13 protein-coding genes are annotated in these 13808 nt (G+C 64.6%); 6 read left to right on the forward strand and 7 right to left on the reverse strand.

The genetic code is table 11. The features are described from left to right. The 3 genes from F2P45_RS27520 (at nucleotide 1) to F2P45_RS27530 (ending at nucleotide 1687) form a co-directional block, all read left to right on the forward strand. Entirely contained in the window at nucleotides 1-759 is a 759-nt protein-coding gene (locus F2P45_RS27520) for a LytR/AlgR family response regulator transcription factor (RefSeq protein WP_166881408.1), read from the forward strand. Between the two features lie 68 nt (nucleotides 760-827). Then, nucleotides 828-1259, forward strand: a complete 432-nt coding sequence (locus F2P45_RS27525; protein ID WP_166881409.1) for a VOC family protein — start codon at nucleotides 828-830, stop codon at nucleotides 1257-1259. 35 nt (nucleotides 1260-1294) lie between these two features. After that, nucleotides 1295-1687 (forward strand): VOC family protein, encoded by a 393-nt coding sequence (locus tag F2P45_RS27530; RefSeq protein WP_166881410.1) that lies wholly within the window; start codon nucleotides 1295-1297, stop codon nucleotides 1685-1687. On the opposite strand, the gene F2P45_RS27535 is transcribed toward F2P45_RS27530, so the two are convergent. From F2P45_RS27535 to xapA, 7 genes are all read right to left on the reverse strand, one after another. Beyond that, the gene (locus tag F2P45_RS27535) at nucleotides 1674-2918 is read right to left on the reverse strand and encodes a nucleoside deaminase (RefSeq protein ID WP_166881411.1); all 1245 of its coding nucleotides are present in this window, start codon (nucleotides 2916-2918) and stop codon (nucleotides 1674-1676) included. The two genes, F2P45_RS27530 and F2P45_RS27535, sit on opposite strands and share 14 nt — an antisense overlap. Before the next feature lie 3 nt (nucleotides 2919-2921). Continuing rightward, nucleotides 2922-3326: a cytidine deaminase gene (locus tag F2P45_RS27540; RefSeq protein WP_166881412.1), complete on the reverse strand. Its 405-nt coding sequence runs from the start codon at nucleotides 3324-3326 to the stop codon at nucleotides 2922-2924. 125 nt (nucleotides 3327-3451) lie between these two features. Next, on the reverse strand, nucleotides 3452-4774 hold the full coding sequence (gene deoA / locus F2P45_RS27545) for a thymidine phosphorylase (protein WP_166881413.1): 1323 nt from the start codon (nucleotides 4772-4774) through the stop codon (nucleotides 3452-3454). Nucleotides 4775-4824: 50 nt separating this feature from the next. Next, a complete protein-coding gene (locus F2P45_RS27550) occupies nucleotides 4825-7203 on the reverse strand; it encodes an aldehyde dehydrogenase family protein (protein WP_370663319.1) in 2379 nt (792 codons plus the stop codon). Nucleotides 7204-7220: 17 nt separating this feature from the next. Then, entirely contained in the window at nucleotides 7221-8177 is a 957-nt protein-coding gene (deoC, locus tag F2P45_RS27555; protein WP_166881414.1) for a deoxyribose-phosphate aldolase, read from the reverse strand. Further along, nucleotides 8174-9367: a phosphopentomutase gene (locus F2P45_RS27560; protein WP_166881415.1), complete on the reverse strand. Its 1194-nt coding sequence runs from the start codon at nucleotides 9365-9367 to the stop codon at nucleotides 8174-8176. Before F2P45_RS27560 ends, deoC begins: the two co-directional genes overlap by 4 nt. A 193-nt stretch (nucleotides 9368-9560) precedes the next feature. Next, complete coding sequence (gene xapA / locus F2P45_RS27565; RefSeq protein ID WP_166881416.1) at nucleotides 9561-10403, reverse strand: xanthosine phosphorylase; 843 nt, start codon at nucleotides 10401-10403, stop codon at nucleotides 9561-9563. Nucleotides 10404-10689: 286 nt separating this feature from the next. On the opposite strand from xapA, the gene F2P45_RS27570 reads away from it, so the two are divergent. Genes F2P45_RS27570 through F2P45_RS27580 form a run of 3 tightly spaced genes read left to right on the forward strand, consistent with a single transcriptional unit; the run spans nucleotide 10690 to nucleotide 13685 of the window. Then, nucleotides 10690-11835 (forward strand): carbohydrate kinase, encoded by a 1146-nt coding sequence (locus F2P45_RS27570; protein ID WP_166881417.1) that lies wholly within the window; start codon nucleotides 10690-10692, stop codon nucleotides 11833-11835. Nucleotides 11836-11837: 2 nt separating this feature from the next. Further along, complete coding sequence (locus F2P45_RS27575) at nucleotides 11838-12767, forward strand: pseudouridine-5'-phosphate glycosidase (RefSeq protein ID WP_166881418.1); 930 nt, start codon at nucleotides 11838-11840, stop codon at nucleotides 12765-12767. Between the two features lie 18 nt (nucleotides 12768-12785). Further along, complete coding sequence (locus F2P45_RS27580) at nucleotides 12786-13685, forward strand: LysR family transcriptional regulator (RefSeq protein WP_166881419.1); 900 nt, start codon at nucleotides 12786-12788, stop codon at nucleotides 13683-13685. The last annotated feature ends 123 nt before the right edge of the window (nucleotides 13686-13808 follow it).

Here is a 13808-nt window from a genome sequence, read left to right on the forward strand (position 1 = left end):
ATGGCCAGCGCCCTCATTGTCGACGACGAATCGCCCATGCGCGACCAGCTGCGCGCGCGCCTGGCCGAGGTGTGGCCCGACCTGCTGATCGTGGGCGAGGCGGCGAACGGGCTCGATGCCGTCAGCATGGCCGAGCAGCAACGGCCCGACATCGTCTTCCTCGACATCCGCATGCCGGGCCAGGGCGGCATCGAAGCGGCGCGCCAGTTGTACAACCGCTGCCACATCGTGTTCGTGACCGCCTACGACCAGTACGCGCTGGACGCCTTCGAACAGGGCGCGATGGATTACCTGCTCAAGCCCGTGGTGGCCGAGCGCCTGCGCGTGACGTGCGAACGGCTGCGCACGCGCCTGACCCGCGCGCCCGAAAACATCGGCGAGCAATTGCGCCAGCTGACCCGGATCCTGCAGCAGGGCGACGCCAAAAAACCCGCTTACCTGCGCTGGATCCAGGCGCAGGTGGGCAGCAACCTGCGCATGATCAGCACCCGCGAAATCCTGTTCTTCCAGTCCGACGACAAGTACACGCTGGTGCGGACGGCGCAGGCCGAACTGCTGATCCGAAAAACGCTCAAGGAGCTGGCCGACGAACTCGATCCCGACGAATTCTGGCGCATCCACCGCTCCACCCTGGTGCGGGTCGACGCCATCGCCGAGGTCACGCGCGACGAACGCGGTCGCCAGATGCTCAGGGTCCGCAACCATCCGGTGCTGCTGGAAGTGAGCCGCAATCACGCGCATCTGTTCCAGCAAATGTAAGCGCCAGGGCCCCGATTATCCAGTACCATATAGCCTGCTTTTCCGATCACCTACCCAGGAGAAGGAACATGTCCGCAAGCCCGAAACAAACCCGCGCCAACGTCATTCCGTGCCTGCGCTACCGCGACGCGCCGGCCGCCATCGAGTGGCTCTGCAATAACTTTGGTTTTCAAAAGCAACTCGTCGTCCCCGGCGACAACAACATCATCCTGCATGCGCAATTGACTTTTGGCAACGGCATGGTGATGCTCGGCTCGACCTCCGCGATCGATTCCGAATACAGCAAACTGATGAAGCAGCCCGACGAGATCGGCGGTGCCCAGACCCAGACCATCTGCGTGGTCGTCGCCGATGCCGACGCCGTCTACGAGCGCGTGCTGGCGGCGCGCGCGCAGATCGTCATGGACCTCAAGGACGAAGACTACGGCGGGCGCAGTTTTACCTGCCGCGACCTGGAGGGCCACGTCTGGACCTTCGGCACCTACGACCCGTTCGAATAATTCGGCCAACTAAGGCAGCCATCGAGGAGCACACCATGTCACGTGCAGTCCACTTCGAAATCCAGGCATCCGACCCGCAGGCGATGATCGACTTTTATCAGCGCCTGTTCGGCTGGACCTTCAACAAATGGGAGGGCGGTGACTACTGGATGGTGCACACCGGGCCGGAAGACCAGCCGGGCATCAACGGCGGCCTGCTGCCGCGCCGCGGCCCGCTGCCCGAGAGCCAGGCGGCGGTCAACGCCTTCGTCATCACGGTCGATGTGGAAGATATCGACGCCTCGCTCGCAAAAGCCGCATCGGGCTCGCCGCACGGCGTGGTGTCCGTGCCCAAGATGGCGGTGCCGGGGATCGGCTGGCTGGCCTACGTCAAGGACCCGGACGGGAATATCTTCGGGATGATGCAGGCCGATATCACGGCTGCATAATTGGCTGCGGCTGCGGCTGCGCCAGCGCCGCCACCAGCGCCTGATCGGCCACCTGGCACGGGCGGATGCGGATGATGGCGCGGTACAGCGGCGGCATGTGCGCGCAGATCGCTGCCAGCTCAGGGTCGTCCAGCGACGCGCTCACGTACTGGAACTGCGCCGGGTTATCCGCCGGCAGCGGACCTTCCATGGTCGACCCGTAGGCGCCCAAGTTCATGTAGCTCTGCGCGCTGGCGTCCGGCCCGCGCGCAAAGACAAAGGTGCCTTCGCGCGGGTGGCCGAGGTACTGGCGCACCTCGGCCTGCGCCTGCGCGTCCAGCCCCTGCATCAGGGTATAGCGCAGCTGCGCGTACTGGCGCGTGCATTCCATGAACGCGGTGCAGATCGCCGACAGCGCGCGCCGGCCCGGTGAACACAGCAGCAGATTGCCGAAGGCATCGAGCAAGGCGACGGCATCGCCCTCCCCGCCCTGCTGGCGGTCGCGTTCCATGGCGGCGCGCAGATAGGGCGCCAGGCCCGCATCCGGCTGGTGCGGCGCGCAGCGGTAGGCCAGCGCGCCGGGGTACAGGGTTTTGAGCTGGCGTACCAGCGGGTGCTCGGGCGCCAGCAGCGCGGGGTCCTTGAGCTGCCCGCGCGACAGGTCGCTGGTGAGCAGCAGCTGGACTTTTTCGGAGGTCGCTTCGAACACCAGCGAGCAAAGCGCCTGGGTGGGTTCGGCGATCGTCTTACCGATGAAAAACGACTTCGGCGCGGCGCCGGCGCTCTCGCGCGCGAACGGCGACGCGCCTTTCACGGCCGGGTAAAAGAAGCTGGCTTCGGCCAGCGGGCGCAGGCCGGCGGGCAGGCTGGTAAAGGTGAAGCTGGCGTCGTAGTTGATGCCGGCGTTGGCGTCGCGCGCGGCGACGACCACGTTGAAGCCGGCCGACAGGATCGCGCCGGTGCACATGGCGCACGGGTCGAGCGAGGTGACGAGGGTGATTTCTTCGGGCGGCGGCAGGGCGCGGCCTTTGGCGCGTTCGGCGAAGTACCAGTCGATCAACTGGCGCTCGCCATGGGCGGTCGGATCGAAGATCAGGCCTTCGCGCACCACATTGTTCTGTAGTGATTTCAGCACGTTGCCATGCTGGTCGAGCAGCACGCCGCCGACCCCGAAGGTTCCCTGGGTCTTGGCGGCGATGGCTTCAATGGCCGCCAGGGCGACCGCGGCCTGTACATCGATGGTTTTTTTCAAAGCTTACTTCTTCAAGTCCCAGCCGCCGAACGCGTTCGGAAGCTGGCCGGCCGCCGTCGTTTCGAGAATGTCGCCATTCAGGTTGGTCAACACGATCGGCAGGTCGTTGCCGCCCAATTCCAGGATCACCTGGCGGCAGGCGCCGCACGGGGCGATCGGGCCGTCGGTCTGGCCGATCACGGCCAGCGCGGCGAAGTCGCCCGGTTTGTAGCCGTGGGCGATGGCGCTGAAAAAGGCGGTGCGCTCGGCGCAGTTGCACAAGCCGTAGGACGCGTTTTCGACGTTACAGCCACGGAAAATGCGGCCGTCCTTGCATTCGAGGGCGGCGCCGACCTGGAAGTTCGAGTACGGGGTGTAGGCCAGCAGACGGGCTGCGGTGGCTTCGGTGATGAGTTTATCGTAGTTCATGGGTGGTCCTTGTTGATTCCCATATCCTCAAAACCGTCGTTCCCGCGAAGGCGGGAACCCAAGTTCGCTCCGGAGCCAACGGCTAAGCAGATAACTTGGGCACCCGCCTGCGCGGGTGCGACGGTTTACGGGCGGATCGTGCGGTAGATGATCGGATTCGCAGCCGGCTTGGTATCGCCAACCTTGTACGCAGCCTGCACCTCGCGCACCGCCTGTTCGGCCGCAGCCTGCGTGCGCGCGTGCACCATCGCCAGCGGCTGGCCGACCGCAATCGCATCGCCCAGCTCCACCAGATCCGTCAAACCGACCGCGAAGTCGATCGCGTCTTCCGGACGACGGCGTCCGCCACCCAGACTGACCACCGCCAGCCCAAGCCCGCGGCAATCGGTCGCTGTCGCAAAGCCGGCTTGCAGTGCCGGTACCGGCACCACGATCGGCGCCTTTTCCAGATACGCATCCGGACGCTCGACCAGATCGGCCGGGCCGCCCAGCGCCGCCACCATGCGCGAAAAGCGCTCGGCCGCTTCGCCGCAATCGAGCCCCGCCTGCAACTTGGCGCGCGCCTCGGTTTCGTTGGCGGCCAGTTTGCCCAGCACCAGCATCTCGGCGCACAGCGCCATGGTCACTTCGTGCAGGCGCGCCGGGCGCGAACGGCCGGTCAGGTAATCCATCGCCAGGCGAACTTCCAGCGCGTTACCGGCCACGGGACCGAGGGACTCGTTCATCTCGGTCAGCAGCGCCGAGGTGCGCGTGCCCGCGCCGTTACCGACAGCGACGATGCTCTCGGCCAGTTCGACCGACTTGTCGTAACTCGGCATGAATGCGCCGGTGCCGACCTTCACATCCATCACCAGCGCATCCAATCCGGCCGACAGCTTCTTCGACAGGATCGAACCGGTGATCATTGCCACCGATTCCACCGTCGCGGTGGTGTCGCGGATGCTGTAGAAACGCTTGTCCGACGGCGCCAGTTGCGCGGTCTGGCCAATGATGGCCACGCCGACGTCCTTGACGACATTGCGGAACAATTCAGGATCGGGCACGGTGCAGTAGCCGGGAATCGAATCGAACTTGTCGAGCGTGCCGCCGGTGTGGCCCAGGCCACGGCCCGAGATCATCGGCACGAAGCCGCCGCAGGCTGCGATCATGGGTCCCAGCATCAGGGACACCACATCGCCCACGCCGCCGGTCGAGTGCTTGTCGACCACGGGACCCGGCAAATTCATCGAACCCCACTCCATGACCTGGCCGGAGTCGCGCATGGCCAGGGTGAAGGCCACGCGTTCGTCCATGTTCATGTCATTGAAGAAGACGGCCATCGCGAGTGCCGCGATCTGGCCTTCGGTGACGCTGCCGTCGGTAATGCCGCGTACGAAGAACTGGATCTCTTGGGCCGAAAGAGCCCCGCCATCGCGTTTTTTGCGGATGATTTCCTGATTTAAGAACATGTGCTGCCTCTATTTGTCATTGCTTGATATTGTCGTCACTGGCAGCAGGCTTACACGCCGTACGGAATCCAGACATTCTTGACCTGGCTCGCGTGAGCCAGCACTGCGCGTCCCCCGGCCTGTTTGGTGTCGTACCAGTCGCGCCCTTTGCCGCCGCCCACCCAGGTGCGCTTGAGCGATTCGGCCGACAGGCGTTCGACTTCGGCGCAGCCCTCAAGCGACCCGTCGTGGCGCCACACGGCGTCCACGTCCGAGTGCGTCGCCAGCGTCTTGGCCAGTTCGTCGGCGCTGCCGGTGATGATGTTGAGCGCACCGCCCGGCAGGTCGGACGTGTCGAGTACCTGATACAGGTCGGTCGCCGCCAGCGGATACGCTTCCGACGGCACCGCGATCACGCGGTTACCCAGCGCCAGCGCAGGCGCCACCAGCGAGATGAAGCCGAGCAGCGGCGACTCGTTCGGGCAGATGATGCCGATCACGCCAACCGGCTCGTTCAGCGCCACGGTGATGCCGTGCATCGGCGGCTGGTGCGCCAGGCCGTCGTACTTGTCGGCCCATGCGGCGTAGTAGAACAGGCGTTCGATCGAGGCCTGGACTTCCTTCTCTGGGTTTTTGGCGCCGGTCATGGCCGCCAGTCGCGCCGCGAATTCGTCGGCGCGGATCGCCAGGTTCTCGGCGATGTAATACAAAACCTGCGCGCGGTTGTGCGAGGTGGCCTTGGCCCAGCCGGACGCCTTGTGCGCCGCTTCCACGGCGTTGCGGATGTCCTTGCGGCCGCCCTCGCCGACGTCGCCGACAAACGCGCCGTTGGCACCATGGACCGCGCGGGTGTAGGCGCCGTCAGGGCGCGCCTGCTTGCCACCGATGTACATCTTGGCGGTGCGGTCGATGGCGAACGGACCGGGTGCGCCGGCCGGCTTGGCCTTGCCCTTCGATTCCACCACTGGCAGCGCCGGACGCGCGTCTTCCGACAGCGCCGTCATGTACTCGTACATGCCTTCCTTGCCGCCTTCGCGGCCGAAACCGGACTCGCGGTAGCCGCCGAAGCCGCAGGCGGCGTCGAACTGGTTGGCGGTGTTAATCCACACCACGCCAGCCTTGATCTGCGGCGCCACGTCGAGCGCGAGGCTGATCGACTCGGACCACACGCAGGCAGCCAGGCCATACACGGTGTTGTTCGCCAGCTGGACCGCTTCGACCGGGGTGCGGAAGCTCATCGCCACCAGCACCGGTCCGAAGATTTCGGTCTGGGCGATGCCGGCCGAGGTGGAGGCGCCGGTAATCAGGGTCGGCGGGAACCACGAGCCGGTGGCAGGCAGTTCGCACGCTGGTTGATAGATGGTGCAGCCTTCGGCGCGGGCCGCTTCGACCAGGCCTTCGATGCGCTGGCGCTGGATCGGATCGACCAGCGCGCCGATGTCGACCGATTTTTCGATCGGCGAACCGAGACGCAAGTTATCCATGCGCGCGCGCAGCTTGGCGAGGAAGCGTTCTTCGATCGATTCCTGCACCAGCAGGCGCGAACCGGCGCAGCAGACTTGCCCCTGGTTGAACCAGATCGAATCGACCAGGCCTTCGACGGCGGCATCCAGATCGGCATCTTCGAACACGATGAACGGCGACTTGCCGCCCAATTCGAGCGAGAGCTTCTTGCCGCTGCCGGCAGTGGCCTTGCGGATGATGCGGCCAACTTCGGTGGAACCGGTAAAGGCGATCTTGTCGATGCCCGCATGGTTGACGATGGCCTCGCCCACGCGGCCGTCGCCGGTGACGATGTTGACCACGCCGGCCGGCACGCCAGCCTGCTGGCAGATCTCGGCGAACAGCAGCGCCGACAAGGACGTGAATTCAGCCGGCTTGAAGACCACCGTGTTACCGGCGGCCAGCGCTGGCGCGATTTTCCAGGCCAGCATCAGCAGCGGGAAGTTCCAGGGGACGATCTGGCCCACCACGCCCACGGCGCGGTAGTCGGCAAATTCTTCCGACTGCAACTGCGCCCAGCCGGCGTGATGGTAGAAGTGACGCGCGGCCAGCGGCAGGTCGGCGTCGCGCGTTTCGCGGATCGTCTTGCCGTTGTCGAGCGTTTCGATGACCGCGAACAGGCGCGCATGCTTTTGCAGCAGCCGCGCCAGCGCGTACAGCACGCGCGCGCGGCCATGGCCGCCCAGCGCCACCCAGCCCGGCTGGGCGCGGCGCGCCGCTGCCACTGCGCGGTCGACATCGTCGCCGCTGGCCTGGGTCACTTGCGCCAGTTCCTTGCCGTCGGCCGGATTGGTCGTGGCGAAGGTGTCGGAGGAATCGGTCCAGGCGTTATCGATGAACAGGCCAAACCGGCGCTCATGCTGGTCCAGCCATGCTTGCGCTTCTTTGGTGCTCTCGGGTGCAGGGCCGTAGTCCATAGTTTGAAGAATCTCGTTGATTGTTGGCATGACGAATCCGTTGATGTTTATGGTTGCGCGTGGCGATGGTTGGCCGAGTAGTTCCCGGTGACGTAGTGTTCGAGCTGGCGCTCGATGTCGGTCAGCAGGCTCGATGCGCCGATGCGGAACAGATGCGGCTCCAGCCACTCGCGTCCCAGTTCTTCCTTCATCAGGGTCAGGTACTGCAAGGCGCTCTTGGCACTTGAGACGCCGCCGGCCGGCTTGAAGCCGACCTGGAAGCCAGTCTGCTCATGGTATTCGCGGATCGTGCGCACCATCGTCAGGGCGACCGGAATGGTGGCGTTGACGCCTTCCTTGCCGGTCGAAGTCTTGATGAAGTCCGAGCCCGCCATCATGCACACCCACGAGGCCTTGGCCACGTTTTCCAGCGTGAGCAGGTCGCCGGTGGCGAGAATGGCCTTGACGTGCGCCTCGCCGCAGGCTTTGCGGTAGGCGACCATTTCGTCGTACAGGGCCTGCCAGTTACCCATCAGGACGTGCTGGCGGGTGATGACGATATCGACTTCGGTGGCGCCGGCGGCGACCGACAGTTCGATCTCGCGCACCTTGGTTTCCATGCTGGCCAGGCCGGCCGGGAACGCGGTCGACACGGCGGCGATCGGCAAGCGGCCTTGCAAAATTTTGGCGGCAGGGGTGATCATCTCGTGGTACACGCACACCGCGCCGGTGGTCAGGTTCGATACGCCCAGCGCTTCCATCAGGTCCGTGCGCAGCGGGCGCATGGCTTTCATGCACAGGCGCTCGACGCGGCCCGGCGTGTCGTCGCCGCCCAGGGTGGTCAGGTCGATGCATTGCAGCGCCTTGATCAGCCACGCGGCCTGGTATTCTTTTTTAACGGTGCGGCGATTGGCCAGGCTGGCGGCGCGGCGGTCCGACGCGTTGCGATTGACTTTGATCTGGTTGACCCAGCCGAGATCGAGGCCAACCGCCTCGTTGCGTTTGAATGCGGGATTGTGAGTCATAGCAGAGCGGTTCCGTTGGAAAGTGGTTTGACGCCGAGGTGCTTGGCCAGGGTGGCGCCGATGTCGGAGAAGGTGTTCGATACCGGCAGCTCGCGCGCGGCCACGTTTGGCCCGAAGAAGATCATCGGAATGTGTTCGCGCGTGTGGTCCGAGCCCGGCCAGCTTGGGTCGCAGCCATGGTCGGCGGTGATCACCACCAGGTCGCCCTCTTGGAGCTTGGCCATGAATTCCGGCAGGCGCGCGTCCATTTCGTGCAGCGCATTCGAGTAGCCGGCCACGTCGCGGCGGTGGCCGAAGGCCTGGTCGAAGTCGACGAAGTTGACGAACGTGAGCGACTTGTCGCCAGCTTCGTCGGCCACCTTGAGCAGCGCGTCGAACAGGGCCATGTTGTCAACGCCCTTGACCACGCGCGAGATGCCCTGGGTCGCAAAAATATCGCTGATTTTGCCGAGGCCAATGACTTCTCCGCCTTCGTTTTTCACGTGGTCGAGCAGCGTCGCGCTTGGGGGCGGCACGGCGTAGTCGTGGCGGTTGCTGGTGCGGCGGTAGTTGCCGTTCTCGCCCAGGAACGGACGCGCGATCACGCGGCCGATGTTGTACGGCTTGACCAGTTCGAATGCGGCTTCGCAGACGGCGTACAGGCGCTCAAGGCCGAAGTGTTCTTCGTGCGCCGCGATCTGCATCACCGAATCACCTGAGGTGTAGACGATGATTTTGCCGGTGGCGACATGCTCGTCGCCGTGCTTGTTGATGATGTCGGTGCCGGACGCGTGGCAGTTGCCGAGGTAGCCGGCCACGCCGGTCAGTTGCTGCAGCTTGTCGGTCAGTTCGGCCGGGAAGGATGGGACGGTGCGCGGGAAGTAGCCCCAGTCGAATTCGACGGGAACGCCGGCGATTTCCCAGTGTCCGCTCTGGGTGTCCTTGCCGGTGGAGCGCTCGCGCGCCGCGCCGTAGGCGCCGGTGAAGCCGTCGCGCTGGTTGAAGCCCGCAGCCCATTCGCCGCTGGCCAGGTGGGCGGCGGCGGCGAGGCCGAGGCGTTCGAGGTTCGGCAGCTGCATAGGCTTGCCTTGTTCGGCAGCCCAGGCGGCGATGTGGCCGAAGGTGTTGGCGCCGACGTCGCCGAATTTGTCGGCGTCTGGCGTCGCGCCAAGGCCGAAGGAATCAAGCAGGAGGATAAATGCGCGTGACATGGGATCGCTCGCTTCAGAAAGGTTCAGGTACGGTAGATGTAATACAAGCCCGCTACCGTTTGCCTCCGTCTCCCCCGCGAAGGCGGGGGCCCATAGCACCGATGCTTACAGGTGCTATGGATCCCCGCCAAGGGGGCCGCCCAGGCCGGGGAAGACGGTCTTAAGGGTAGTGGCATCGAGAGAACGTCGGCAATCAGGCAGCGGCGCGCGGTTGTTGCGCAACGCGCTCCAGGAACGCCGGAATCAAGGCCACCAGATCCTTGGCGCCGATGGCGGCGTACTTCAAGGTCTGCTCGTGCGACAGCGGAAACGGCGACATCCCTTCCGCCAGGTTGGTGATCACCGATACGCCAACCACTTTCAAACCGCAGTGACGCGCCGACACCACTTCCGGCACCACCGACATGCCCACCACGTCGGCACCCAGCTTGGCCATCATGCGGATTTCGGCGGCGGTCTCGAAGTTCGGACCCGGATACGCGATAAACACACCTTCATGCAAGGTGATGCCCTTGGCGGCGGCGGTCTCCTTGACCACGTTGCGGATATCGCTGTCGTAGGCATTGGCCATGCTGAAGAAGCGCGGACCGAAACGGTCGTCGTTCGGACCAACCATCGGCGTGCCGGGCAGCCAGTTGATATGGTCGGTCAGGGCCACCAGGCTGCCGGCGTCGACTTCGGTGCGCAGCGAACCGGCGGCGTTGGTCACGAACAGCATCTCGCAGCCGAGCAGCTTCATGGTGCGCACGGCGCTGGTCATCACGCCCATGCCGTAGCCTTCGTAGAAGTGGCCGCGGCCCTTCATGCACACCACGTTCACGCCCGCCAGAGTGCCCAGCACCAGCTCACCGGCGTGACCGTGCACGGTGCTGATCGGGAAGCCAGGCAGTTCGTCGAAGCCGATCGAGACCGCGTCGGTCATCTGCTCGGCCAGCACGCCAAGGCCGGAACCGAGGATCATCGCCACGCGCGGCTCAAAACCAGGTTTGCGGGCGCGGATGATATCGGCGGCTTCGAAGGGGGTGTTGTTCGACATGTGGATTCCTTATCTGTTCGGAGAGGGCGCTGCCGCGCGGCGCGCATGATGCGGGCGGCGCGGAGAATGAGTTCGCTAACTATTATAACTATGCATGATCGGTGATATGTATGGCAAATACCATTTTTCTTCCTCATTTATACGCGCAACATATAAATACACGCTAGAATCAGTTGGCCCCTGATATTGATTCAGGCACACTATAGGAGAGCAGGACACAATCATTGATTGACAGCACTAAGACATTTGTCTAACATCACAAACAATTGTTTAATGATTGCTTATTGTGACCGAACTCTCCAAAAAAGACCAGTTGTACGAACTGATCCGCGCCAATCCCTTCATCTCGCAGCAGGACTTGGCCAGCGTACTGGGTTTGTCGCGCTCCGCCGTGGCCGGCTACATCGCGGGCCTGATCCGCGACCGCCGCCTGCTCGGGCGCGCCTATGTACTGCCCGATAACCGGCCCATCGTCTGCCTCGGCGCCGCCAACCTCGATCGCAAGCTGCGCTCCATCGCCACGCTCAAGATGGGCACCTCTAATCCCGCGCGCCAGGACGAGTCGTTCGGCGGCGTGGCGCGCAATATCGCCGAAAACCTGGCGCGCCTGTCGGCCCCCGTCGCGCTGATCACCGCCATCGGCGACGACTCGTCCGGCAAGGCGCTGCTGGCGCACGCCGAGGCGGCCGGCATCGACACCCGCGCCACTCTGCACATGACCGGCGTTTGCAGCGGCACCTACACCGCGGTGCTGGACGACCATGGCGAAATGCTGCTCGCGCTGGCCGACATGGCCCTGTACGACGCCCTCACCCCCGCCTTCCTGGAAACGCGCCAGCCGCAGCGCGCCGTCGGCGCCCTGATCGTGGCCGATCTGAACCTGCCGCGCGAAACCCTGCGCACCCTGCTCGACGACGCCGCGCGCGGCTCGGTGCCACTGGTGCTGGTAGCGGTGTCGCAGCCGAAAATGGCGCACCTGCCGGACGACCTGCGCGGCCTGCGCCTGCTGATCCTGAACCAGGGCGAACTCGAAACGCGCATTGGCTCGGCGCTCAAGACCGACGCCGACTTCCTGGCCGCCTGCCGCGCCATCCAGGCGCAGGGCGCACAGGACGTCATCGTTACGCGCGGCGCCACCGGCGTGGTCTACACCACCGCCAGCGGCATCGCGCAGCTTGACGCGCCACCGGCGCGGATCGTCGACGTCACCGGTGCGGGCGACGCCTTTGCCGCTGCGGTATGCTGGTCCCTGTTTCAGGGCAGTGACGACATGACCCTGGCCTGCCGGCGCGGCCTGCAGTTGTCGGCCATGACGCTCGCCTGCGAAGAAACCGTGTGCCCTTACCTGACGGCGGAAGTCCTCGCCGAGATTCCGAATCCCGACGCCCTCCCCGGCGCCCAGCAACCGTTCAACGCTCTTTACCAGGACTGACCATGCACCAATACCTCTTGTTCTCGCCCGAAGTCGCCGCCGCCCGTACCGCCGGTAAACCCATCGTCGCCCTGGAGTCGACCATCATCTCGCACGGCATGCCGTACCCGCAAAACGTGACGATGGCGCAGGAAGTCGAGCACGTCATCCGCGCCGCCGGCGCCGTGCCGGCCACGATCGCCATCATCGAAGGCAAAATCTGCATCGGCCTGGTGGCCGAGCAGCTCGAACTGCTGGCCACCTCGCCCGACGCCATGAAAGTCTCGCGCCGCGACCTGCCGTACGTGCTCTCGCAAGGCCGTTTGGGCGCCACCACGGTGGCCGCGACCATGATCTGCGCGCAGCTGGCCGGCATCCACGTTTTTGTGACCGGCGGCATCGGCGGCGTGCACCGCGGCGCGGAAACGAGTTTTGACATCTCGGCCGACCTGCAGGAACTGGCGCGCACCAACGTGGCGGTGGTCTGCGCCGGCGTCAAATCGATCCTCGACATCGGCCTCACGCTCGAATACCTGGAAACGCATGGCGTACCGGTGATCAGCGTCGGCCAGCCAGGTTTTCCGGCCTTCTTCACGCGCGACAGCGGCTTCAAGGCCGACTTCCAGCTCGATTCGGCGCTGGAGCAAGCCGCCTTCATCCAGACCAAATGGCAGCTTGGCCTCAATGGCGGCGTCGTCGTCAGCAATCCGGTGCCGGAAGCGTTTGCGATGCAAAAGGATGAAATCGACGGCATCACCGAACAGGCATTGCGCGAAGCGCGCGATGGCGGCGTGACCGGTAAACTCGTCACCCCGTTCCTGCTGGCGCGCATCAAGACCTTGACCGAAGGGCGCAGCCTGATGACCAACATCGCACTGGTCAAGCACAACGCCCAGATAGGCGCCGAACTGGCCGTGGCCATGCGCGACCTGCCAGGCCTGCAGCCGATCTAACCGCCGATCCCATACGCCATGTCCATCGACCTGAAACAGCTCAAGTACTTTCTCGCGGTAGCTGAAGAAAAGAGCTTCAGCCGCGCCGCCGAGCGGCTGCACATCTCGCAGCCGCCTTTGAGCCAGCAGATCATGAAGTTAGAGAGCGAATTGGGCGTGCGCCTGTTCGCGCGCACCACCCGCACCTTCGAGCTGACGGTGGCGGGCAAGGCGTTGATGGGGGAAGCGTCGGACCTGCTGGCCAGGATGCGCATGACGATCGACACCATCCGCCAGATCGACCGTGGCGAAGTCGGGCGCCTGCGGGTGGGTATCGTCGGCTCGGCCATGTGGGGACCGATTCCCAGCCTGCTCGAAGAATTCCAGACCAAGTTCCCGCGCGTGACCTGGACCTTGCACGAATCGGGACCGAACGTGCAGTACGAAGCGCTGCGCGCCAAGCAGATCGACGTGGGTTTCTGGCGCGAGCCCAAGCTCGATGAAGATGAACTCAAACACGACAACCTGCGCCAGGAGCTGTGCTTCCGCGAGAATGTGTGCGTGGCGGTCAACGAGCATCATCCGCTGGCCACGCAGCCGTGGATCGAGCTGACCGACATTGCGGACCAGCCAATGCTGACGCTGGCCCTGGACAAGTCGGCCTTTCCGCGCTACCTGATCCAGTGCTGCATCAAGGCCGGATTCCAGCCGACGATTTTCCAGGAAGCGTTCGAGCCGCAAACCTTGCTGGCGATGGTCGGCGCGGGCCTGGGCGTGGCCTTGATGCCGGAGACGACCAGCCGCATCGGCTGGCCGGGCGTGATCTTCTTGCCGATCAAGACCAACGCACCGTCGGCCAATCTGTACATCACCTACACCACGCAGGACGACGCGCCGGTGGTGCGGGCCTTCCTGAACATCCTCAATCCGACTGCCTAGCCTGGATGTTTCATAAACGTCATCCGCAATTCCGAATTGTCGCTCTCGACGCCGCTCGGTTCGAATTATCCTATTGTGGGCAATAGGCGCCCTACCCAATTGAACGGGGCAGGGTAAAGCGGC

It is taken from the genome of Massilia mucilaginosa (genome assembly GCF_011682145.1).
Lineage (GTDB): Bacteria > Pseudomonadota > Gammaproteobacteria > Burkholderiales > Burkholderiaceae_D > Telluria_A > Telluria_A mucilaginosa.